Below are 21197 nucleotides of genomic sequence, written 5' to 3' on the forward strand. Positions count from 1 at the left end.
CGGCCTTATGGCGCTTATTGTTATGGTTCGTTGTCTTGTAAGAATGGCGGAAGGGCAAGCCTTCCGCCATTGTATTTTAGAGACAGGTAACGATTATCCGCCGTAAACGTCGAAGTCGAAATACTTGTCGTTGATTTCCTTGTACTTGCCATTGGCGCGGATGGCCTTGATGGCGGCGTTGAGCTTGTCCTTCAGCGCGGTATCGCCCTTGCGGACCGCGATGCCGGCACCGATGCCGTTGATCTCCGGATCGGGCTTGAGGGCCTTCAGCAGCTTGCAGCAGGCGCCATCTGCGGTCTTCAGCCAGGACGACAGAACCACGACGTCATCGATGACGGCATCGACGCGGCCGTTGGCAACGTCAAGCTTGTACTCGTCCGGGGTCGGATAGAGCTTCAGTTCCGATTCCTTGAAGAAGGCTTCGGCATAGTTGGAGTGCGTCGTCGAGGACTGCGCACCCAGCGACTTGCCGGCAAGGCCTGCCTCGGTCGCTTCGGTGATCGGCGAATCCTTCGGAACAACAATTGCCGGTCCGGTATTGTAGTATTTGTCGGTGAAATCGACCTTTTCCATGCGCTCAGGCGTGATCGACATCGAAGCGATGATGGCGTCGAACTTCTTGGCAAGCAGGGCGGGAATGATACCGTCCCAATCCTGGGTGACGAAGGTGCATTCGGCCTTCATCTCGACGCAGAGCGCCTTGGCAATATCGACGTCGAAGCCGGTCAACGTGCCGTCGGCTTCAAGATTGTTGAAGGGCGGATAGGCGCCTTCCGTGCCGATGACGATTTTTTCGCCGTCGGCCATGGCGGTGCCGGCCATCAGCGCGAAGACGGCAGCCGAGGCGGCCATGGCGAGACGTCTGGAAATACGCATTGTGATCCTCTCTGTTGGCAGACGGCCGGTTTCTTGTTCTTCGCGGCCGCCGATACGCCGGCCGTCGTTGCGGCCGGGCTGGCAGGATACTCCTACGCTTTAAATGGAAAAATCAACAGGAAAGCGGTGATGGTTTGATGAAAAGTCTGCACATCTTCATGCCTTTGCACTGGTTGCATGCTGATGCGGGCCTATGTCCGGCGAAGATGAACGCAACATTCATCCTGAGTTAATGCCGGTTTCGCTAATCCTCGTTGTCTGATTTGAACCGGTTTGCCTTTTTTTCACCGCTTGGCCTGTCCAAAGAGCGGGAATGACTGAAGGACAGGGATGTCCCTGCGGCTCAAAACTACGAAAACGGGACCTCTGAAGGAGGAGACATATATGAGCATTCGATCCAAACTTTTCGCGACCGTGGCGCTTCCCATGCTGTCGATGTCGATCGCCATCCAGCCGGCGCTGGCCGACAGCTTGACGAAGCCGTTTGAGGTCGCGCAGCAGGGCGCCGCGCAGCCGGACGGTGACGAGCAGGTGCCGGAGGAATTGCTGCGCAAGAAGCGCAAGCACCGCGCCGAACAGGTCGAGGAGCAGCCGGCCGAGCAGCAGCAGGAAGAACAACCGGCACAGGACGAGCAGCCGAGCCGCGCCGAGCGCCGCAAGGCGCGTCAGGACGCCGAGCAGCAGCAGCAGCAGGAAGAACAGCCGGCGCAGGACGAACAGCCGAGCCGCGCCGAGCGCAAGAAACGCCAGCAGGCAGAACAGCAGCAGCAGGAAGAACAGCCTTCCGGCGACGATGAGGCTGCAAGAGCTGCCGAAGAGAAGGCAAGGGCCCGTGCCGAGCGCAGGAAGCAGCAGGCTGACCAGCAGCAGCAGGAAGAACAGCCGGCACAGGACGAACAGCCGAGCCGCGCCGAGCGCAAGAAACGCCAGCAGGYCGAACAGCAGCAGCAGGAAGAACAGCCTTCCGGTGACGATGAGGCTACAAGAGCTGCCGAGGAGAGGGCCAAGGCTCGCGCCGAGCGCAGGAAGCAGCAGGCTGACCAGCAGCAGCAGGAAGAACAGCCGGCACAGGACGAACAGCCAAGCCGCGCCGAGCGCAAGAAGCACCAGAAGGCCGAACAGCAGCAGGAACAGCCCTCCGGTGACGATGAGGCTGTAAAAGCTGCCGAAGAGAGGGCCAAGGCTCGCGCCGAGCGCAGGAAGCAGCAGGCTGACCAGCAGCAGCAGGAAGAACAGCCGGCACAGGACGAACAGCCGAGCCGCGCCGACCGCAAGAAGCGCCAGGATGCCGAGCAGCAGCAGCAAGAACAGCCCTCCGGCGACGATGAGGCTGTAAAGGCTGCCGAAGAGAGGGCCAAGGCTCGCGCCGAGCGCAGGAAGCAGCAGGCTGACCAGCAGCAGCAGGAGGAACAGACCGGCCAGCAGGACGACGGCCAGCAGCCGGTCGCTGAGGATGCCTTGCGGCCTGCAATCGACGGTGACGGCGAACCGGCCAAGGATCGCAAGCGGCCTGATCGCCGCAAGCCGATCCCCGAGATCGTCGACACCCGCAGCCAGGAGGAAAAGCAGGAGATCGCCCGCGATCCGTCCAAGAGCGACGACACCGTCGTGCTGCCGGTCGATAACGGCGCTGCCGTTCTCGACAGCGACAAGGAAGCTGACAATGCCGGCGACCAGGGCGCGCGCGAGAATCGCCGCAAGCGTCGTGAACAGGCACGCGCCGAGGAACAGAACGTCGAGGTTCCAAAGACCGACGAGGAGGCACAGTCGCGCCGCAAGGATCGCCTTCCGACGCGTGAGGAACTGGGGGCCAACATCAGGGAAGAGGGACGCCGGGTCGAACGCGTGCCGGAATTCGGCGTCAACGACCTGATCGACGCCTTTACCGGCAATGGCGGCCGGCGCCCGCGCATCGACGAGACCCGCGACAACCGCACGGTTCTCGATTTCGGCGACCAGATCATCGTTCGTGGCGACGACCGTCCCCGCCTGCGCCGCAATGCTCAGGAAACCTACTATGAGGAACTGTCGCGCGGCCGGTCGCGCGAAACGATCGAACGGCCGAACGGCGTGCGCATCGTGACGATCTACAATAGCTATGGCGACATCATACAGCGTTTGCGAATCGACCAGGATGGGCGCGAATATCTGATGATCTATGCGCCGGAAGCCGATGACGGTCCGCGTCCGCCGATGTATGACGTCGGCGAGGATCTGCCGCCGATGCGCCTGCGCGTGCCGGTCCGCGACTACATCATCGATACGTCCAGCGAGCCTGACCGCGACTACTATGACTTCCTGGCCGAGCCGCCGGTGGAGCAGGTAGAGCGGACCTACACCATCGACGAGGTCCGCAACTCGGCCCGTATCCGCGACAAGGTGCGCCGCATCGATCTCGATACGATCACCTTTGCGACCGGTAGCGCCGAAGTGCCGATGTCGCAGGCCAAAACCCTGCGCAAGGTCGCCGATGCCATGCTGGAAGTGATCGAGAAGGACCCGGGCGAGACCTTCTTCATCGAGGGCCACACCGACGCGGTCGGCAGCGACGAGTCGAACCTCGTGCTCTCCGACGAGCGCGCCGAATCGGTCGCCTCGCTGCTGACCGAGGTCTATGACATCCCGGCTGAAAACCTGGTGACACAAGGGTATGGCGAACGCTTCCTCAAGGTTCGCACGGAATATGCCGAGCAGCAGAACCGCCGCGTGACAATCCGTCGCGTGACGCCTCTTGTCCGCCCGGTAGCCCAGAAATAGCCATAGTCGGCCTTCTGATAGACATGCCGTTGCAGACGGCCCGGTGCAGCAGCGCCGGGCCGTTTTGCATGGCGTTTACTTTCTTCCGGTATTGGTGCCGGATCGTCCCTATGAGTTTCCGATGAAAACCTTTCTCGCAGCACTTCTGGCGGTTGTTTCGACCGGTCATGCCGGCTTTGCCGCAACCCGGCTGGTGGAACCGCAGCTGCGGCTTGAACGTCAGGAAAAGGGCGCACCGCCACGTGTCGCGCTGACCTTCGATGCCTGCAGCGGCAAGACGGATGAGCGGATTTTGTCGATGCTGATCGACAATCATATCCCCGCAACCATCTTCGTGACGGCCCGCTGGATGAAGCGCAACGCCGCCGCGATGGCCATCTTCAAGGCGCATCCGGATCTGTTCGAGATCGAGAATCACGGGGCGATGCATATTCCCGCCGTCGACCGGCCCGTGTCGATCTACGGCATTCCGGCGGCCGGAAGTCCGCAGGCTGTCGAGGCGGAAGTCGCAGGAGGCGCTGCTGCGATTGCGGGACAGGGAGTGCAGCCGCACTGGTTTCGTGGCGCAACCGCGAAATACAGCCTGTCGTCCATCGGGCAAATCCGGCAGTTGGGCTTTCGCATTGCCGGTTACTCGGTGAACGGCGATGGCGGTTCGCTGCTGGGCGCGGCGGCTGCGGAAAAACGGATTGCGGCGGCGAGCGACGGCGATGTGATCATCGCTCATATCAACCAGCCGACGCATGGCGCCGGTGCCGGTGTCGTCAAGGGCATCCTTGATCTGAGGGCCAAGGGCTATACGTTCGTCCGTCTCAATGAGGCGACGGAAGACGGCAGTGACGAAACGACCAACTGACCCCGTCAGGCCTGTTTAGCCAGTCCGGTGATGCGCTCGATGAAGTCTGCGATCGCCGTCGTGTCGTTAAGATCAAACAGGACGAGCCCGGTATCCTCCACCGGATGATCCGCGGCAATCGCCAGGATATGCGGATCTGTGGGCGCGAGCGGCTCGCGGTTCTGCGCTTCCAGCCGCCGCGCCTCGATCTTCGGGATCGGCTCGCGCTTGTAGCCTTCGATCAGCACGAGATCGCACGGGGCAAGCCGCGCGAGAATTTCCGCAAAGCTCGGCTCCGGTGTGCCACGCAATTCGTGCATGATGGCGTAGCGGGTGCCCGACACGATGGTGACCTCGTGGGCGCCGGCCTCGCGGTGGCGAAAGCTGTCGGCCCCGACCTTGTCGATATCGAAATCGTGATGGGCGTGCTTGACCGTCGAGACGCGGTAGCCGCGTTGCGTCAGTTCGGTGACCAGCCGGACGGCAAGGCCGGTCTTGCCCGAATTCTTCCAGCCGGCGATGCCAAAGACTTTCGGGCCGGCGGTTCTTGGCCCAGGAAATTCTGGAGGTGTCATCTTTCCATTCCCTCGATAAGCGGCAGCCAGCGTTCGGCCGTTTCAAGGTCGGCCGGCGTGTTGATATTGAAGAACGGATCGATCGCACCGTCCACGGTTTCGATCATCGGAAAATCGACCTTCGCCACCGGGTGACGTTCGATGAAGTCGCGCACCCGGCGTTTGCTGTCGGTCAAAAGCCAGTGTTCCAGCTCATCGGCAAGCGCGACCGGCCAGAGGGCGAAGACCGGGTGCATGATGCCGGCGGAATAGGCGACGGCGATCTGGTCGGGCAGGGTGATTGCGGCCTGAAGGCGCGCAACGAGGTCAAGCGGAAAGAACGGCGTGTCGGTCGGAACGGTGGCGACGTGACTTGCCACAGACAAATGCCTTTGCGCATTGCGCATCCCCGAGAGCACCCCTGCCATCGGTCCCATATGGCCTGGAACGGTATCGCCAAAGACGGCGATGGCGGGAGCAAGGTCCAGACCGGTGCTCATGTTGCTGTTGACGCTGAGACCGGCCGTCTGCGGAGCGAGGCGCTCGATGACGCGGTGAACCAGCGGTTTGCCGCCAAGCATCACCGCTGCCTTGTCGCTGCCCATGCGCGACGACAGGCCGCCGGCAAGGACGACGCCGCGCGGGAGATGTGACGACGGGGTTGCCGATGCACTCATCGAATAGTCCTGCCTTTCGTTCCGGTCATTTCGGCGATCCTGGCTCCGATTGCTGTGCCAAAACCGCCCGCCGCCTGTTTTCGCGCGCGAAAGTATAAAGGCCCGAAGCGACGATGACGGCCACGCCCGTGATCATCCAGGCGTCCGGTTCCTCGGAAAAAAATAGGATGCCGATGCCGATCGACCAGATCAGACTGGTATATCGGAAGGGAGCGACGATGGCGATTTCGCCGTTGCGCATGGCAAGCACGATGCATTGGTAACCGACCAGGAGCAGAAGACTTGCACCGGCCAGAATGCCGACAGAGGCCATCGACATCGGTTGCCAGCCGCCGAGCGGAACGATCATCACAGCGCCGGTCAGCGTGATCACGGTGGCGGTGATGACGGAGATGAACAGAGAAGGCACCGTCGGATCGATACGCCGGGTGCACAGGTCACGGACCGCCGCAAAGACGACGGAAGCAACGACACTCAGGGCCGCGCCGGTGAACCCGTCCGGACCGGGCCTGAGGACGATCAGCACGCCGGCAAAGCCGACGAGGATCGCCAGCCAGCGCCGCCAGCCGACGGGTTCGCCCAAGAACAGCGCCGCACCCAGCGTTACGGCCAGCGGCAGCGCCTGCAGGATCGCCGAAGCATTGGCGAGCGGGATCTGGCCGAGCGCATAGATGTAGGAGATCGAGGCGCCGACCTCGGCGGCAATGCGCAGGGCCACGGCTGGGGAGAAAACCAGCCGGAACGAGCGCATGGCGGAGAAATGACGGGCGAGCAACAGCACCAGAACCGACGTGAAGAAGCCGCGCACCAGCATGATCTGGCCGGCATTCATGACGCCCGTGACGGATTTGATCAACGCATCGTTGCAAGTGAAGCCGGCCATTGCCAGACACATGAAGATCGCGCCGCGGAAGTTGGGTTGCATGCTTTTTAACGTCCGTTGCTGTCCGGTTTTTCACGTCAGCAATGCGGCGGGCCCGAAGATCTGCGCTGCTGGTTATGCCTATCTCTAAAGCATCGGCATTCCTTTTATGCAACTGCTATCCCTTAGCGCTCTGTTTTAATGGCAGAAAGGAAAGAATAGCCGGTTCCTTCGCCGTTTTGGAACCGGAACTCCGCTCTTTCCGCTTATTCGTAGTGCGTGGGCACACCGTGGGTTGTTTGGCGAATTATTAAGCTTCGCTGCCTATCGTGCCGGAATTCCGCTGCCCTTCGCATGATGCGAATATGGTTGACGTAACGGCAAGCATTTCCGTTCAGGTCAACCGGATGACATCCGGCAAGCGCCATGGCTGCGCCCCGGTACGTTCGTTCTCAACCAGAGATCAATCTGGCGGAAATGTCCGATTTGCTCAACATCTGGAGTTCGGAATGTCCCTGATCGATCGCTCTTTGCAGCGTCTGCGCATTGTCACCAAGGTTTTGCTGTTTGTCGTGCCGCTGGTGGCACTGATCGCCGGCATCGGACTGGTCGGCTATTTCACCGCAAGCACGCTTAACGGCCACATGACGGTGACACGGGAAACGATCAACAATCTTTCCGATTTTCAGGCGCTGCGCAGCGGGCTGCAAAGTTTCGCCGACAATCCCACAGAAGAGGCGCGGACGGCGCTTGCGGGCCGCATCGACGAACAGGAAAGCGGTATCCGCACGCTGGACGGCCTGCTGACGGCCGGGGAAGACAAGGCCAAGATCGCCTCGGTCGTGGCTTTGGGCGAGGCCATGCGCGGGCAGCAGGAGAAACTCTGGTCGATCAAGACCGAGCGCGACGGCGTGACGGCGTCGCTTGACGCGGCCCTTGCCGGCATGACCGCGCAGGGCAATACCGCCTTCAAGCAGATCGATATCCTGCGCAAGGAATCGGGCGAAAAGGAATCCTTTGCCAAGGCGCTTTTGTTCGACGCCGCCGCCTATCAGGGGCTTGCCGAACGGATCAAGAAATTCCGCCTGCCGGTGACCATGGCGATCGCGCCGGATGCAAAGGTCAGCCAGGCGAGCACGCTGTTGCCGCATCTGTTGAAGCAGATTGCCGAGGCCGAGAAGATTGCATCCGACAAGGTGCTGAAGAAGATCGCCGAAGTGAAGGCCGACACGCAGAAGATTGAGGACATCCTGAAAAGCACGGATACGAACGACATCAAGAAAGGTCTGCTCAGCACCGCCTTGATCAAGTTTTCCAAATATGAAGCCGACTTTGCCAAGGAAGCCGTCACCAATTCGGACACGGCGGCCAAGCGTTTCGTCGGCATGGACAGCGAGATTTCCACCCTGAAGACGCTGATCGGCCTGATGAACGAGACCTTCAAGGGCCTCGACGGCACGCGCCTGCATATCAGCGAACTGCATCGCAAGCTGGATGCGGCGAGCCGTGACAGTGTCATCGCCGATATCGCTGCCGTGCGCGAAAGCGTGACGAAACTGTCCGGATTGGGGGCCAAGAATGCGGCACTGCGCGATCTTGCCGGCAAGCTTTCCCCGTCGCTTGAACAGATCGATACCGGCACCGCCCAGCTGATCGATGTCGGCGCCCGCTGGCAGGCGGCAAAGACCGAAGCCTCAGCGCTGGTGGCCGACGCCAGCCAGACGCTGGAAAATTTTGTCAGCAGCGCTCAGGAGGCCGGCAAGAAGGACAGCCAGCGTTCCGCCAATGTGTCGATCATCGCCATGGTTGCCGGCACGCTGCTTGCCATCGTCGGCGGCCTGATGCTGATCGAGACCCTGCGCGGCCCGTTGAAGCGCGTGACCGAGACGATGACCCGGCTTGCCAACGGCGATCTCGAGGTTGCCATCGAAGGCCGCAATCGCGGCGACGAGATCGGCGACATGGTACGCTCGGTCGCCGTCTTCCGCGACAATGCGGTCGAGAACGTCCGGCTGGGCCAAGAGGCGGAAGCTGCCCGCACGCTGTCGGCCGAGGAAGAAGCCCGCCGCCGCCAGGAGCGCGCCCGCATCGAAGCCGAGCAAATGGAAGCGCTGTCGGCGCTGTCGGATGTGCTCGCCAAGCTTGCCGACGGCAATCTGGAAGAAGGCATGGCGGAAGATCTGTCCGAAGATTACATCGTCATGGCGCGCACCTACAACAATGCCGTCGAGGCGCTGCGCGCGACGCTGATCGACGTGCGCTCGGTGACCGACGAAATCACCAGCGGCACCGGTAACCTCTCAAGCTCGGCAGACGATCTCGCCCGCCGTACCGAACAGCAGGCCGCAGCGCTGGAAGAAAGTTCGCGCGCCCTTGGCCAGTTGACGGATATCGTCCGCTCAACGGCGGAAAGTGCGCGCAAGACGACCGTCTCCGTCGACCAGACCCACAGCTACGCCAAGCATTCCGGCGAAGTCGTCGCCAAGGCGATCGACGCGATGGCGGCGATCAATAAATCGTCGGACAAGATTTCCACCATCATCGGCGTCATCGACGAGATCGCCTTCCAGACCAACCTTCTGGCCCTGAACGCCGGTGTCGAAGCGGCCCGTGCCGGTGATGCCGGCCGTGGTTTTGCCGTCGTCGCCCAGGAAGTGCGTGAGCTTGCCCAGCGCTGCGCGGGGGCAGCCCGCGAGATCAAGGGGCTGATTTCCGAGAGCTCCGTGCAGGTGCGCGGCGGCGTCGAGCTGGTGCAGGAAACCGGCAAAGCGCTGACCGTCATCAACGACCACATCTCGACGATCCACAAGCTGGTCAGCAACATCGAATCGGCGGCCGCCGACCAGTATCGCGGCCTCAACGAGGTCAACCAGGCGGTGCGCGAGGTCGAGCTGATCACCCAGCAGAACGCCGCCATGGTCGAGGAAAACACCGCCGAGATCCACGGCCTTCGCCATCAGGTCGATATCCTCAACGAGAAGATCGAGCGCTTCAAGACAGGGACAAGCCGTTCGGTTGCAGGTGGCCGGGTGCAGGGATACGGCAGAAGCTACGCGGCCTGAACAGGTAAAACGCTGACGAGGTTAAAGGCCGCCCGACGAAAAAGTCAGGCGGCCTTTTCGTTTCAACGGGTCAGTCATTCAATCCGCCGGCATGATCGGCAAGGACCTCTCTGATGGCGTAGCGTGATATCGCGACAAGGACCGGGTTGGTATCGAGATAGTAAGGCAGGGCGACAACGGCGACGGACAGCGCCCAACCCCTGGCCCGTCCCCATGTTGCTTCGTCAACGGTGAGCCCCAAGCGGAACGTGGCGCGGGCCCCGGCCGAAAGCAGGTTCCAGGCGACCATCAGGTCGCATGCGGGATCGCCGGCGCCCAGCCCGCCGAAGTCGATGACGGCGGTGAGACGCCCCTGTTCGGTAAGCAGGTTCCCGGCATGAATATCCCCATGAAGCCAGACGGGCGGCTTGTCCCACGGCTCGATCTTCAGGGCGGCATTCCAGGCTCGCGTCAACGGCGCTGTTTCAAGGATACCGTTCAGGCTTTCGATGGCGGCGCGCGTTTGCGCGTCCCGGCTTGCCAGAGAAGCGCCACGGAAAAAATTATGAGTGCCGGGTGGCGGGCCGCCGGTGACATCCATTTTCTGCAGGGAAGAGATGAATTGGGACAGACCGATGGCAGCGTCGTGCAGATCAGCGATCGGGCCGGAAACGGCGTCTTCGCCTGGCAGCCAGCGGCAGACTGACCAATGGAAGGGATAACCGGCAGTGGGGATGCCGAGTGCCAGCGGGACAGGAACTGCGAGCGGCAGGTGTGGAGCGAGGCGAGGGAGCCAAAGGCCTTCCTTCTTGACCTGCTGTGCGGCGCTCGCACGGCGCGGCAGGCGCACCGCCATGTCACGTCCCAACCGGTAGATGGCGTTGTCGGTCCCGGCCGATAGGACGGGTTCGAGAGGAAGGCCGATCCAGTCCGGAAACTGTTCAGCGATCAGGCGGTTCACGAGCGGTTTGTCGATATCAAGCTGGTCGTGATGCATCCTTGTGACCGACATCGATATCCCGCGCCTATCCCGAAAAGATTGTCGCTTTTAGCCGCCGGTGACGCTCATGTGTCTGGCGACGGCGGGCTTGTTGCGGGTGCGGTCGATGATGAAGTCGTGGCCCTTGGGTTTGCGGGTGATCGCTTCGTCGATGACGCTCGACAGGTAGGCGTCGTCATCGGAGGCGCGCAGCGGAGTGCGCAGGTCGGCGGCATCGTTCTGGCCGAGGCACATGTAAAGTGTGCCGGTGCAGGTGAGGCGGACGCGGTTGCAGCTCTCGCAGAAATTATGGGTCATCGGCGTAATGAGGCCGAGCCGGCCGCCGGTCTCCGCGACCTGAAGATAACGGGCCGGGCCGCCGGTCTTGTAGGGAATGTCTAAGAAGCTGAACTGCTCGGCCAGCGTGTCGCGCAATTCCGACAGCGGCATGTAATGGTCGGTGCGGTCCTCGTCGATCTCGCCCATCGGCATGGTTTCGATCAGCGTCAGGTCCATGCCGCGACCATGCGCCCAGCGCATCATGGCGGGGATTTCCGTGTCGTTGAAGCCCTTCAGCGCGACGGCGTTGATCTTGACGTGAATGCCTGCCGCCTGCGCCGCATCGATGCCTTCCATCACCTTCGAAAATTCGCCCCAGCGGGTAATCTGCTTGAATTTTTCAGGATCGAGCGTGTCGAGCGAGACGTTGATGCGCCGCACACCGCAATCGGCCAGTTCGGCTGCGAATTTCGACAGTTGCGAGCCGTTGGTGGTCAGCGTCAGTTCATCGAGCGTGCCTGAATGGACATGGCGGCCGAGTTCGCGCACCAGGAACATGACGTTCTTGCGCACCAAGGGCTCACCGCCGGTCAGCCGCAGCTTGCGCACGCCCTTGGCGATGAAGGCGGAACAGAGCCGGTTCAGCTCTTCCAGCGTCAAGAGGTCCTTCTTCGGCAGAAAGGTCATGTTTTCCGCCATGCAATAGGTGCAGCGGAAGTCGCAGCGGTCCGTCACCGACACCCTGAGATAGGTAACGGCGCGCCCGAACGGGTCGATCATCGGTGCCTTGGCATCCGTAAGCTTGTGGGCGCCGATCCTGTCGATGGTAACGGTATTCAACACAATTCTCCCTGTCGCTTCAATGTCGTGAGCAAAGCCGGCCGCGTCAAGGCGAAAGCGCTCGAAAGCATGAGAAAACGAGCGAAACAGTTTCTTATGATCGGGGGAAGCCGGATGCAGGGAATTCCATCCGGCCGGAAACTGCGCTACTGCATGATCTCTTAGATCGGAATCGATTTAAGAAAAAATTATGCAGCAATTTAAAGTGCTACAGCGGCCTTTGCGCGTCATGAACGGCGCGCGGCGCTATAGTGCTTCTGGGCACCAACGGAGACTGGCTAGCATGAGCGATATCTGGCCGACCGAACTGCGCGTGTCAAAGGACCGTCACAGGCTGACGGTTGCCTTCAACGACGGTACGTCCTTCGATCTTTCGGCGGAGATGCTGCGCGTGCTTTCGCCTTCGGCCGAAGTTCAGGGCCATGGACCGGGGCAGGGGCTGACGGTGCCCGGCAAGCGCAATGTCTCGATCATCTCGATGACGCCGACCGGCAATTACGCCGTGCGCATCGGTTTTGACGATTTTCACGATACCGGCATCTTTACCTGGACCTATCTGCGCGAACTGGGCGAAAGCGGCGAGACGCTGTTTGCGGCTTATGAACGCGATCTGGCCGAGAAGGGCATGACACGGGACAAGGCGGAAAAGCCCCGCTGACTGTTTGCCCAGCGTTTAGCCGGGATCGCTTTCCTCTTTCAAAAGCCGCTGGATCAGCCGCTCCATCGATTGGGCGACCTTCAGGCAATCCTCGATCGGTTCGTTGTCCAGCGACTTGTCGATCAGCGCGGTCTGGATCTCCATGGCCTGTTCCGTCAGTAAGCGGCCGCTTGCCGTCAGCGACAGCCGCAGCACGCGCTTGTCCTTCTCGTCGCCACGCCGCTCGATCAGTCCGCGCTTTTCAAGCTGCGGCAGAAGCATGCTCATGTTGGAGCGGCCGACCAGCAGTTTTCGCGCCAGTTCCTGCTGCGAGATGCCGTCGAAACGATAGAGGTTGATCAGGATATCCAGATGCGGCGGCTTGATGTCGAGTTCGGCGAGCCTGCGCGTCAGCGTCTGCTGCATCAGCTGGCAGGCGCGGGCAACGGCGATCCAGCTGCGGAAACGCGGATGATCCCAGGGAAAATGATGCTGTTCGATCGTCTTTTGCTTCTTGTTCATTGTTGTGCAAATATGTTCATTATTGAACATATGTCGGGAATCCCACTATGGCATCCTTTGCGATGGAGGTCACCCGTCTCGCGCTCAAATGCGCATCGGCCTTTTCGCCGGCGGCGGCGGCGCGCTCACCTCGCCGCGATCATTCCGGCAGTCCCGCCATACGGTAGCCCTCGATAAAATGCCGACGCAGGTCTTCGTCGCGGAAAGGTTGCGAGGCGGACCAATGGCGGATTGTGAAACGCGGATTGCTCATCATGAACATCTGAGCCTCCCGGTGCGCCTCCTCCAGGCGTCCGAGCTGCGCCAGGCTTGCCGCCAGAAAGCGGCGCGATGCGTTGCGATAGGTTTCGGGCCTGCGCAACGACTGGACCGCGGACTCGTAGTCGCGAAGCGCATATTGGGCTTGCCCCAGCATCCAGTAATACCAGCCGGGGGGATGTGGATTGAGTCTCAGCGCCTTGCGCACGTATTCGAGGGCATCGGCCGGTTTGCCCTGCAGCGTGACCAGATCGGAGCGCATCGCCCAGGCGTCGGCGTAGTTCGGGTCCAGTCTGACGGTGGCATCAAACTCGGCGTCCGATTCCGCCCAGCGGCGTTCATGCCCCAGGATGATTCCCAATACCCAGCGGTTCCCGGCATCGTTCGGGTCGAGCGCCACGGCCCGTTGGGCTTCCGCGAGAGCCCTTGCCCGGTTGGGATCAATCGGCGCATCGAAGAATTCCCATCCCAGCCAAAGGTTCAAGGCCAGCCAGCGATGCGCCTCGGCATAGCCCGGATCGAGCGCGAGCGCCCGTTCCAGCAGGAAGATCGCTTCTCTCGCGGTAATTGCCGTTTGAAAGCTCAGGGCCCGCGCCCGCACACAGAGCTCGTAGGCCTCCAGGTTCGCGGGCCTGTTGCGGGCCGGGTGCGTCGTCAAACGGCCGACGAGGGCCTCGACGATCTTGCCCGTCACCTCGTCCTGCACGGCGAAGATATCCTCCAGGCTGCGGTCGAACCGTTCGGCCCACAGGTGATCCCCTTCGATCGCATCGATCAACTGAGCGTTGATGCGAACCCGTCCGGAAGCTCGCCTGGCGCTGCCCTCCAGCAGATAGCGCACACCAAGCTCGCCCGCGATGCGGCGGACGTCCATGTGCCTGCCCTTGTACGCAAAAACCGAGTTGCTGGCGATGACGAACAGCCCGTTGCTGCGCGACAGGTCCGTGATCAGGTCTTCGGTCAGGCCGTCGACGAACTCCTCCTGCACCGGGTCGTTGCTCATGTTCGTGAACGGCAGCACGGCGATGGAGGGCTTGGCGGGCAGCGGCAACGGCGCTCGCTCCGCTGGCCCGTGATATGCCCATCCAGCCAGCGTTTCGATGCGATAGACGGCTACGGGCTCGGCGACGTTCTTGATCGCGTGCGGGCCGAGGTCGTCGAACTGAACATCAAGCTTGCGTTTGACCTGATCGTATACGCTGCCGGAGACGCAGATCTCTCCCGGCCCGGCCATGGCCTGAAGCCGCACCGCAACAATCACGCCGTCACCGAAGAGGTCGCCGCCTTCGACAACGACATCCCCCAGATTGACACCGATGTGCAGGACAATCCGCCGGTCGCCGGCGCGGCCTTCGTTCGCCGCCGTCATGCGCTTCTGGAGTTCGACGGCGCAAGCCACGGCGTTCACCGCGCTCGCGAAGTCGACGAGGACGCCGTCACCCATCATCTTGACGATACGACCGTGATGCTGGCGGACGAGCGGCACCAGGATTTCCTTGCGCCGCGCCTTCAGCGCGGCCAGGGTCTCCTCCTCGTCGAGATCGACAAGCCGACTATAGCCGACCACATCGGCAGCCATTATTGCTGCGAGACGGCGTTGGGTGTGCTCTTCGGCCATGTCGCATTCGCTTTCACAGAATGCAGGACATGGCATTGTATTGGCGCCCCTTGCAAAAGTCTATCTGGCTTGAAATTTGCCCGGTGCAATTTCGCCATGGAATTATGCGACGACGCCCTCGAGACTTCGAAAAGCGCAGGGCGCAGCCACTGCGCTCTTCATCCGGAACGTGGCGGAAACGATCGAGTCTGCTCGTCGATCGCCAGGTTCGAATGGGCGGCATAGCGCGGAAAGCCGCATCAGCTTTGGCTTGATGTTCGATCGTCTCTTGTTTTTTGTTCATTGTTGTACAATGATGTTCATCATTGAACATATGTAGGAAATCTCACCATGGCATCCCTTGCGATCGAGGTCACCCGTCTCGCGCTCAAATGCGTATCGCTCTTTTCGCCGGTAGCGGCGGGGCAGCTGGCATTTCGCCTGTTCAGCGTCACCCCGTCGCGGCAGCCAAAAAGCGGCAAGGAAAAAGCGGCGCTGGCAGCTGCAGCCCCCGTGATGGCGCGGGCGCGGCCGGTCACGCTGTCCTTTGCGGGCGGCTGGGTCATGGCAAGGCACTTTCAAGCCCGGTTGGATGGCGGCGCGGCCAAACGCGTGCTTTTGGTCCATGGCTGGGGATCGCGCAGCGACTATCTGGCGGCGATGATCGACGGTCTGACCGCCGGCGGCGCCGAGGTGGTGGCGCTCGACTGGCCGGGACATGGCGCCTCGCCGGGACGGACCTTGACGATGCCGGTGGCCGTGCGGGCGATCGACGCGGCCTGGCGGCATTTCGGCGGGTTCGACGCGGCCGTCGGCCATTCCTTTGGCGGCGCAAGCCTTGCCTGTGCTGCCGGTGGCCTCGTATGCGATGTGCCCTCGCATCGTGCCAAAAGAATGGTGCTGATTGGTGCCCCCAGCGAGATGACCTGGCTTTTCAAAGGGTTCGGAAGGCTTCTTCATCTTACTCCGGGAGCGCAGGCTGCACTTGAGGGCATGGTCGTTCGCCTGTCCGGCCGTAGGCTCGAAGAGTTCGATGCCGCCCGCATTCTCGGGGTTTTGGGCGTGCCGGCACTGGTGATCCATGCCGAGGACGACAAGGAGGTCGCAGCCGATCATGCGCGCCGGTATGCGGCGGCCGGACCCAATGTCGAGCTCCACTGGGCCAACGGGCTCGGTCACCGCCGCATCGTGTCGGCAGCACCCGTGATCGAACGGGTCAATGCCTTCATCCATGCGCCGGAAGCCGCGGATGAGCGAAAATTGCGCATGGTGTCATAAGGGCGTCATGCTACCCATCGAAAGGATCGCTCCAGCCCGATAGAGTGAGGCTCGATACAGAGGGGCTCGATGGAGAACGGCATGACACTCATTCGCACGGTCGAGGAACTGAACGCGCTGTACGGCGCCACCAGCGAGGCGTCGATGGTGAAAGTCACCAGCCGGCTGACGCCCGACTATGCCAGCATGATCAAGGCAGCACCGTTTGCAGCGCTCGCCACCGTCGGGCCGGAGGGGCTGGACTGCTCGCCGCGCGGCGATGACGCCTGCGTTGTGCGGATCGCCGACGACAAGACCGTGCTGATGCCGGACTGGCGCGGTAACAACCGGGTCGATTCGCTCGCCAATATCGTGCGCGATCCGCGTGTCGCGCTGATGTTTCTCGTTCCGGGCTCGAACACGGCGATGCGCATCAACGGCACGGCCGTGATCAGTGTCGATCCCGATCTGACGGGCTCCTTCGAGGCCGATGGCAAACATCCACGCAGCGTTATCGTCGTTACCGTCAGTGAGGTCTATTTCCAGTGCGCCCGGGCGCTGATCCGCTCGCAGCTGTGGAATCCGGAGCGGTTCATCGACCCGGATTCCCTGCCGACACCGGGCACGCTGCTCAAGGCAGCCAAGGCCGATTTCGACAAGGACACCTATGACCGTGAGTGGCCGGAGCGCGCCGCAAAAACAATGTGGTAGGCCACACGGGGGCAAATAAATCCTGGCCGTGGAACGTTTCTTCAGCAAGGGTGCGAACGCACCCGCTGGATGAGGTGCGGAACACGGTTCCGCAAGCTGAGGAACAGATATGAACAGCCGGACCGCTTTTTTTCTGACAGCCGTAGTGGCGATTGGCCTTTCGGCGGGTTCCGCCAAGGCTGACAGGCTTGTCGAGGAATACAACGCCTATATCGGCGAGGAAGACCTCTACAATTCCAATGGCGAGGCGCTGACCGAGCCGTGGCAGGTGATCCGGCAGGACCGGGCCAACTATCACCGCTACGGCGTCAGGCAGCCGGGTGACGAAGGCGACGGCTTCTTTGCCTCCGCCAAAAACCGCGAACAGGCCGAACGCATGATCGAATACGGCACGATTGAGAATCGTGCCGCGCGTGCGCTGCTGCGGGGCGGGTCGGTGATCAACGTACAGATTTTCCGAGGTCCCGACGGTGACTATATCAATGTCACGGTCGACTGACCGGACGCCCGGCGGCGTGATTCTCACCGTGGTTCGGGTTGCCGCATTGCCCGCGAAGAGGGCCGATCTCACGCTCACCTAAAAAGTGGACCTGTTGGTCGCGGCCTATGCGGCTACGCTTCGCAAGGGCGAGCTCCAGGGTTAGAGCTGCACCGTCCGCATCTCCGGCATGGCGTTTGCGCGGCGCGGCATTTTGTCTTACATTGTCTTACGAGATGAGGGAGCTAAAAATGTCGAAAACCAATATGTCAGAGTCAGTCACTCTTCGAGTACCTGCAGATGTCTTGACGGACATCGAGGCGATCGCTGAAGCAACGGAGCGCTCCAGAAGCTATATCATTGTCCGTGCGCTCAGAACGTACCTCATGAACGAGGGCTCCGACATCCTTGCGGCAATCAAGGGACGCGAGCAGATTGCTGCGGGTGAGTACGAAGACATGGATGATGTCATCACGGATATGGACCGGATCATTGCCGGGAAGGTTGCATGACGCCGGTCAAGCTTTCGAAAGACGCAGCGGACTATATCCGTCAAGAGTCAGATTATTTGCGACGGCAGAATCCAGCAGCGGCAAAGAAATTCTCATTGGCAATGAAAAACGCCAAACGAACGCTTCAGAGCTTCCCTGAGGCAGGAAACAGCATGCATGGCCTTCAGATCGCTGGAAGCCTAACGCTGGTCGTCGGAGATTATCTTCTCGACTATCTGTACGATGGTTCCCAGGTTGACGTTATCCTCATTCGGCATGGACGGACGCTTGCACAAACCCCGGGTATCGAACTCGATATCGACCTGGAGAAAGGACGAGACAGCGTCGCCAAAGGAACCAAATCGTCGTTCTGAAATCCCGTGGCAAGCGGCAGGCGTTTCGGCCTGCCACTGACAGAATTTGTGTCCGTCCGCCCTCAATCGCGGAGGATGACCCCGGCGGGTTGAGATCACGCCTACTTGCGGTAGATCAGCCAGTTCTTGCCGGTGTCCTTCTTCATGCCCTCTTCAAACAGGATCGTCCTGTTGCGGCCAGCATTTTTTGCGCAATAGAGCGCGACGTCGGCCTTGTTGTAGAGATCGGTCGGGTCGTCGGCATGCGATGCCTGGCAGACGCCGACGGACAGCGTGATCGGGCCGTAATTGACGCCGGTCTTGGAGTTCTTGAAGGGGGTGGCCGCAAGCGCGTTGCGGACGCGCTCGGCCACCTGCTGGCTTTCCTCAAGGCTGCTGTCGGTCAGAATGATGGCAAATTCCTCGCCGCCGGTGCGCGCCACGAAGGCGTCGCGGCGCAGATTGGCGCGAATAACCGTGCCGACGGTGGCCAGAATCTTGTCGCCGACCGGATGGCCGTAGCTGTCATTGACCTTCTTGAAATGATCGATGTCGGCGATCAAAAGGCCGGTAAAGCTGCGTTGCTGTTCGGAATTGTAGATCGCGGCCAGCTTTTCGTCGAACGCCCGGCGGTTGGCCAGACGTGTCAGGGAATCCGTGTTGGCGATGCGCTTGTACTCGTCGAGCTCCTGGCGGATGACCTCCATCTCGAAGGATTTCAACGAAACGTTTTCCGCCCGCTCCTTACCCTGGTTCATCGTGTCGGCGGTGGCCTCGGTCAGGAGACTGACGCATTGGCGCAGGATTTCGGCGCTCGAACTGCTCTTGCCGGTGATGTTCTGGTAGGTCTCGTCAAGCAGCCGGTTGTAGTTCTCGAGTGCGAGCTGTTCATCCTGCAACAGCTTGAGAAGGTCGCCGAGTTCGCTGGCCAGATGATTATGGGCCCGATCGATGCCGGCGGCGTGGTGAAAATGCGCAAAATAGCGCGCGCCGATCTCGTCCAGCTCCTCCTGGGTCGCGCGGCTGCCAAGCGCTGCCAGTTCCTTGGTCAGTTTCGGATTGGAGCCGATATAGGCTTCGTAATAGAGTTCGTAGTTGCGTGGCAGCGGCGAGATTCCCATGATCCGCATCGCATAGGTCACCTGCGCTGCAATATCGGGTATCTGCGCCTTAGTCGAAGCCGCTTGCATGGCAAGCTCCTGTTTTGTTGTCTTCAGCGGCTAATTCTAGGGGTGAAAGATTTTGGAAGACTTAACGTTTGGCAAAACCGGTCGGTAAGATTGCACCGAGATTGAGCCATTCGGGTGCAGAAATGAAAAACGGGCAGCCGTGATGGCTGCCCGCATGATCTGTCGGAGATTAGTTTGATGCCTGTTCAGGAGGGGCTGATCATCGTTTCCGGCCGAACCACGGCGTCGAACTCCGCATCGGTGACGTAGCCGCCGCCGACTGCTTCCTGACGCAGTGTCGTGCCGTTCTTGTGGGCGGTCTTGGCGATCTTGGCGGCGTTGTCGTAACCGATCTTCGGGGCAAGTGCGGTGACCAGCATCAGCGAGCGGTCAAGCGCTGCCTTGATATTGTCTTCGCGGGCCTCGATGCCGGCAACGCAATTGTCGGTGAAGGAAACGACGGCATCGGCCAGGAGTTGTACCGACTGCAGGAAGTTGTAGGCCATCAACGGATTGTAGACGTTGAGTTCGAAATGGCCCTGGCTGCCGGCAAAGGTCAGCGCCGCGTTGTTGCCGAACACCTGTACGCAGACCTGCGTCAGTGCCTCGCACTGGGTCGGGTTGACCTTGCCTGGCATGATCGACGAGCCCGGCTCGTTTTCCGGCAGCGACAGTTCGCCAAGGCCCGAGCGTGGGCCGGAGCCGAGGAAGCGGATGTCGTTGGCGATCTTGAACAGGGCCGCAGCCGCCGAGTTGATGGCGCCATGGCTGAACACCATCGAATCATGGGCGGCCAGCGCCTCGAACTTGTTGGGCGCCGTGACGAAGGCGATGCCGGTGATCTTGGCGATCTCTTCGGCGACCTTTTCGGCAAAGCCGATCGGGGCGTTGAGGCCGGTTCCGACCGCCGTGCCGCCCTGGGCGAGTTCGCAAAGGCCGGGCAGGGTCATTTCGATGCGCTTGATCGAGGAGGCGACCTGGGCGGCGTAGCCGGAGAATTCCTGGCCGAGCGTCAGCGGGGTGGCGTCCTGCGTGTGCGTGCGGCCGATCTTGATGATGTGGTCGAAGGCCTTCACCTTCTCGACCAGGGCAGCATGCAGGTGCTTGAGCGCCGGCAAGAGGTCATGGACGACGCGCTCGGCGCAGGCGATGTGCATGGCCGTCGGATAGGTGTCGTTCGACGACTGGCTCATGTTGACGTGATCGTTCGGATGCACCGGCTTCTTCGAGCCCATGACGCCGCCGAGCATTTCAATCGCGCGGTTGGAGATGACTTCGTTGGCGTTCATGTTCGACTGCGTGCCGGAACCGGTCTGCCAGACGACAAGCGGGAAATGGTCGTTCAGCTTGCCGTCGATGACTTCCTGGGCGGCGTCGATGATCGCCTTGCCGACGACGGGATCGAGGCCCTGCAGTTCCATATTGGCGCGGGCGGCGGCCTGCTTGACGATGCCAAGCGCACGCACGATCGACAGTGGCTGCTTTTCCCAGCCGATCTTGAAATTGCCGAGCGAGCGTTGCGCCTGTGCGCCCCAATAGCGGTCGCTTGCGACTTCGATCGGGCCGAACGTATCTGTTTCCGTGCGCGTTGATGTCATCCGTGTAATCCCTGCTTTCGTCATGCGGTGTGGCGACCGGGGCGGTTTCAAGGCCGGGCGGAGCAACACCGGAAGGTGGGTGTGGCCGCCGCGCTGCGACGGTCTAAAGCTGTGATGGGGTTCTCTCTGGCCCAGGTGCCCGGTGCTTGTAAAGAGGTTCAAGGGGCGGGCGCCATGCTACAATCGTTTAAAATTCAGCCGGCGTTTAAAATACAGCCGGTCCCGCGTTTCCGGCGATGAAACGCCGCGATGATCGTTCGCGTGCCGGGGGGGCAGATACCCTGTGCCTTTTCAGACACAAGCGGGCGGATAGTTTCTGTGGCGTTTTGCGTGTTTTCTGCGTGCCGTGCCGATTTTTTCCCGCCGCGAAGAAATTGTTCAGAGAATTCAAATTTTTGGGTACCCTCATCCGTTTTCTTCATGCGG

20 protein-coding genes are annotated in these 21197 nt (G+C 61.3%); 9 read left to right on the top strand and 11 right to left on the bottom strand.

Going from position 1 to position 21197, the window contains the following annotated elements:
* Nucleotides 1–93: 93 nt before the first annotated feature.
* On the bottom strand, nt 94–876 hold the full coding sequence (locus AC1D17_RS07635; RefSeq protein WP_477564806.1) for an ABC transporter substrate-binding protein: 783 nt from the start codon (nt 874–876) through the stop codon (nt 94–96).
* A gap of 384 nt (nt 877–1260) precedes the next feature.
* Here AC1D17_RS07635 and AC1D17_RS07640 point away from each other — a divergent pair, with 384 nt between their 5' ends.
* Together AC1D17_RS07640 and AC1D17_RS07645 are read left to right on the top strand one after the other, a co-directional pair.
* On the top strand, nt 1261–3633 hold the full coding sequence (locus AC1D17_RS07640; protein ID WP_477564807.1) for an OmpA family protein: 2373 nt from the start codon (nt 1261–1263) through the stop codon (nt 3631–3633).
* Between the two features lie 121 nt (nt 3634–3754).
* Nucleotides 3755–4489 carry a polysaccharide deacetylase family protein gene (locus AC1D17_RS07645; protein WP_477564808.1) on the top strand — a complete coding sequence of 245 codons (735 nt, stop codon included), beginning with the start codon at nt 3755–3757 and terminating at the stop codon, nt 4487–4489.
* Between the two features lie 5 nt (nt 4490–4494).
* Here AC1D17_RS07645 and mobB read toward each other — a convergent pair whose 3' ends face one another.
* From mobB to AC1D17_RS07660, 3 genes are read right to left on the bottom strand one after another with little or no spacing between them, the layout of a single operon-like run.
* Nucleotides 4495–5043 (bottom strand): molybdopterin-guanine dinucleotide biosynthesis protein B, encoded by a 549-nt coding sequence (mobB, locus tag AC1D17_RS07650; protein WP_477564809.1) that lies wholly within the window; start codon nt 5041–5043, stop codon nt 4495–4497.
* Nucleotides 5040–5699 (bottom strand): molybdenum cofactor guanylyltransferase MobA, encoded by a 660-nt coding sequence (gene mobA / locus AC1D17_RS07655; protein ID WP_477564810.1) that lies wholly within the window; start codon nt 5697–5699, stop codon nt 5040–5042. Before mobA ends, mobB begins: the two co-directional genes overlap by 4 nt.
* A gap of 25 nt (nt 5700–5724) precedes the next feature.
* Entirely contained in the window at nt 5725–6624 is a 900-nt protein-coding gene (locus tag AC1D17_RS07660) for a DMT family transporter (protein ID WP_477564811.1), read from the bottom strand.
* 446 nt (nt 6625–7070) lie between these two features.
* Here AC1D17_RS07660 and AC1D17_RS07665 point away from each other — a divergent pair, with 446 nt between their 5' ends.
* A complete protein-coding gene (locus AC1D17_RS07665; protein WP_477564812.1) occupies nt 7071–9623 on the top strand; it encodes a methyl-accepting chemotaxis protein in 2553 nt (850 codons plus the stop codon).
* Nucleotides 9624–9693: 70 nt separating this feature from the next.
* Here AC1D17_RS07665 and AC1D17_RS07670 read toward each other — a convergent pair whose 3' ends face one another.
* Both AC1D17_RS07670 and moaA read right to left on the bottom strand, forming a co-directional pair.
* On the bottom strand, nt 9694–10614 hold the full coding sequence (locus AC1D17_RS07670) for an aminoglycoside phosphotransferase family protein (RefSeq protein WP_477564813.1): 921 nt from the start codon (nt 10612–10614) through the stop codon (nt 9694–9696).
* Nucleotides 10615–10650: 36 nt separating this feature from the next.
* On the bottom strand, nt 10651–11640 hold the full coding sequence (moaA, locus tag AC1D17_RS07675; RefSeq protein ID WP_477564980.1) for a GTP 3',8-cyclase MoaA: 990 nt from the start codon (nt 11638–11640) through the stop codon (nt 10651–10653).
* 343 nt (nt 11641–11983) lie between these two features.
* On the opposite strand from moaA, the gene AC1D17_RS07680 reads away from it, so the two are divergent.
* Nucleotides 11984–12358, top strand: a complete 375-nt coding sequence (locus tag AC1D17_RS07680) for a gamma-butyrobetaine hydroxylase family protein (RefSeq protein WP_264218572.1) — start codon at nt 11984–11986, stop codon at nt 12356–12358.
* 15 nt (nt 12359–12373) lie between these two features.
* Here AC1D17_RS07680 and AC1D17_RS07685 read toward each other — a convergent pair whose 3' ends face one another.
* Both AC1D17_RS07685 and AC1D17_RS07690 read right to left on the bottom strand, forming a co-directional pair.
* A complete protein-coding gene (locus AC1D17_RS07685; RefSeq protein ID WP_477564814.1) occupies nt 12374–12859 on the bottom strand; it encodes a MarR family winged helix-turn-helix transcriptional regulator in 486 nt (161 codons plus the stop codon).
* A 139-nt stretch (nt 12860–12998) separates the two neighbouring features.
* Nucleotides 12999–14735 carry an adenylate/guanylate cyclase domain-containing protein gene (locus AC1D17_RS07690; RefSeq protein WP_477564815.1) on the bottom strand — a complete coding sequence of 579 codons (1737 nt, stop codon included), beginning with the start codon at nt 14733–14735 and terminating at the stop codon, nt 12999–13001.
* A gap of 330 nt (nt 14736–15065) precedes the next feature.
* Here AC1D17_RS07690 and AC1D17_RS07695 point away from each other — a divergent pair, with 330 nt between their 5' ends.
* The 5 genes from AC1D17_RS07695 to AC1D17_RS07715 all read left to right on the top strand — a co-directional run bounded on the left by AC1D17_RS07695 (nt 15066) and on the right by AC1D17_RS07715 (nt 18025).
* Entirely contained in the window at nt 15066–15992 is a 927-nt protein-coding gene (locus tag AC1D17_RS07695) for an alpha/beta fold hydrolase (RefSeq protein ID WP_477564816.1), read from the top strand.
* An 81-nt stretch (nt 15993–16073) separates the two neighbouring features.
* Complete coding sequence (locus AC1D17_RS07700) at nt 16074–16682, top strand: pyridoxamine 5'-phosphate oxidase family protein (protein WP_477564817.1); 609 nt, start codon at nt 16074–16076, stop codon at nt 16680–16682.
* A gap of 109 nt (nt 16683–16791) precedes the next feature.
* Complete coding sequence (locus AC1D17_RS07705; protein ID WP_477564818.1) at nt 16792–17181, top strand: hypothetical protein; 390 nt, start codon at nt 16792–16794, stop codon at nt 17179–17181.
* Nucleotides 17182–17411: 230 nt separating this feature from the next.
* Nucleotides 17412–17672 (top strand): CopG family ribbon-helix-helix protein, encoded by a 261-nt coding sequence (locus AC1D17_RS07710; protein ID WP_477564819.1) that lies wholly within the window; start codon nt 17412–17414, stop codon nt 17670–17672.
* The gene (locus AC1D17_RS07715; protein WP_477564820.1) at nt 17669–18025 is read left to right on the top strand and encodes a type II toxin-antitoxin system RelE/ParE family toxin; all 357 of its coding nucleotides are present in this window, start codon (nt 17669–17671) and stop codon (nt 18023–18025) included. The genes AC1D17_RS07710 and AC1D17_RS07715 overlap by 4 nt, the downstream gene beginning before the upstream one ends.
* 101 nt (nt 18026–18126) lie before the next feature.
* Here the strand turns inward: AC1D17_RS07715 and AC1D17_RS07720 are convergent, their stop codons facing one another.
* The 3 genes from AC1D17_RS07720 to AC1D17_RS07730 all read right to left on the bottom strand — a co-directional run bounded on the left by AC1D17_RS07720 (nt 18127) and on the right by AC1D17_RS07730 (nt 21193).
* Nucleotides 18127–19194, bottom strand: a complete 1068-nt coding sequence (locus AC1D17_RS07720) for a GGDEF domain-containing protein (RefSeq protein ID WP_477564821.1) — start codon at nt 19192–19194, stop codon at nt 18127–18129.
* Between the two features lie 185 nt (nt 19195–19379).
* Nucleotides 19380–20795, bottom strand: a complete 1416-nt coding sequence (gene fumC / locus AC1D17_RS07725) for a class II fumarate hydratase (RefSeq protein ID WP_477564822.1) — start codon at nt 20793–20795, stop codon at nt 19380–19382.
* A gap of 170 nt (nt 20796–20965) precedes the next feature.
* The gene (locus tag AC1D17_RS07730; RefSeq protein WP_477564823.1) at nt 20966–21193 is read right to left on the bottom strand and encodes a hypothetical protein; all 228 of its coding nucleotides are present in this window, start codon (nt 21191–21193) and stop codon (nt 20966–20968) included.
* Nucleotides 21194–21197 lie beyond the last annotated feature (4 nt).

This window comes from Pararhizobium sp. P1_E7 (assembly GCF_056405855.1).

Bases quoted from the DNA above. Each gene is read 5' to 3' on its own strand.
- AC1D17_RS07635 (WP_477564806.1), bottom strand. From the start codon at position 876: ATGCGTATTTCCAGACGTCTCGCCATGGCCGCCTCGGCTGCCGTCTTC.
- AC1D17_RS07645 (WP_477564808.1), top strand. From the start codon at position 3,755: ATGAAAACCTTTCTCGCAGCACTTCTGGCGGTTGTTTCGACCGGTCAT.
- mobB (WP_477564809.1), bottom strand. From the start codon at position 5,043: ATGACACCTCCAGAATTTCCTGGGCCAAGAACCGCCGGCCCGAAAGTC.
- mobA (WP_477564810.1), bottom strand. From the start codon at position 5,699: ATGAGTGCATCGGCAACCCCGTCGTCACATCTCCCGCGCGGCGTCGTC.
- AC1D17_RS07660 (WP_477564811.1), bottom strand. From the start codon at position 6,624: ATGCAACCCAACTTCCGCGGCGCGATCTTCATGTGTCTGGCAATGGCC.
- AC1D17_RS07665 (WP_477564812.1), top strand. From the start codon at position 7,071: ATGTCCCTGATCGATCGCTCTTTGCAGCGTCTGCGCATTGTCACCAAG.
- AC1D17_RS07670 (WP_477564813.1), bottom strand. From the start codon at position 10,614: ATGTCGGTCACAAGGATGCATCACGACCAGCTTGATATCGACAAACCG.
- moaA (WP_477564980.1), bottom strand. From the start codon at position 11,640: ATGATCGACCCGTTCGGGCGCGCCGTTACCTATCTCAGGGTGTCGGTG.
- AC1D17_RS07680 (WP_264218572.1), top strand. From the start codon at position 11,984: ATGAGCGATATCTGGCCGACCGAACTGCGCGTGTCAAAGGACCGTCAC.
- AC1D17_RS07685 (WP_477564814.1), bottom strand. From the start codon at position 12,859: ATGAACAAGAAGCAAAAGACGATCGAACAGCATCATTTTCCCTGGGAT.
- AC1D17_RS07690 (WP_477564815.1), bottom strand. From the start codon at position 14,735: ATGGCCGAAGAGCACACCCAACGCCGTCTCGCAGCAATAATGGCTGCC.
- AC1D17_RS07695 (WP_477564816.1), top strand. From the start codon at position 15,066: ATGGCATCCCTTGCGATCGAGGTCACCCGTCTCGCGCTCAAATGCGTA.
- AC1D17_RS07700 (WP_477564817.1), top strand. From the start codon at position 16,074: ATGACACTCATTCGCACGGTCGAGGAACTGAACGCGCTGTACGGCGCC.
- AC1D17_RS07705 (WP_477564818.1), top strand. From the start codon at position 16,792: ATGAACAGCCGGACCGCTTTTTTTCTGACAGCCGTAGTGGCGATTGGC.
- AC1D17_RS07710 (WP_477564819.1), top strand. From the start codon at position 17,412: ATGTCGAAAACCAATATGTCAGAGTCAGTCACTCTTCGAGTACCTGCA.
- AC1D17_RS07715 (WP_477564820.1), top strand. From the start codon at position 17,669: ATGACGCCGGTCAAGCTTTCGAAAGACGCAGCGGACTATATCCGTCAA.
- AC1D17_RS07720 (WP_477564821.1), bottom strand. From the start codon at position 19,194: ATGCAAGCGGCTTCGACTAAGGCGCAGATACCCGATATTGCAGCGCAG.
- fumC (WP_477564822.1), bottom strand. From the start codon at position 20,795: ATGACGAAAGCAGGGATTACACGGATGACATCAACGCGCACGGAAACA.
- AC1D17_RS07730 (WP_477564823.1), bottom strand. From the start codon at position 21,193: ATGAAGAAAACGGATGAGGGTACCCAAAAATTTGAATTCTCTGAACAA.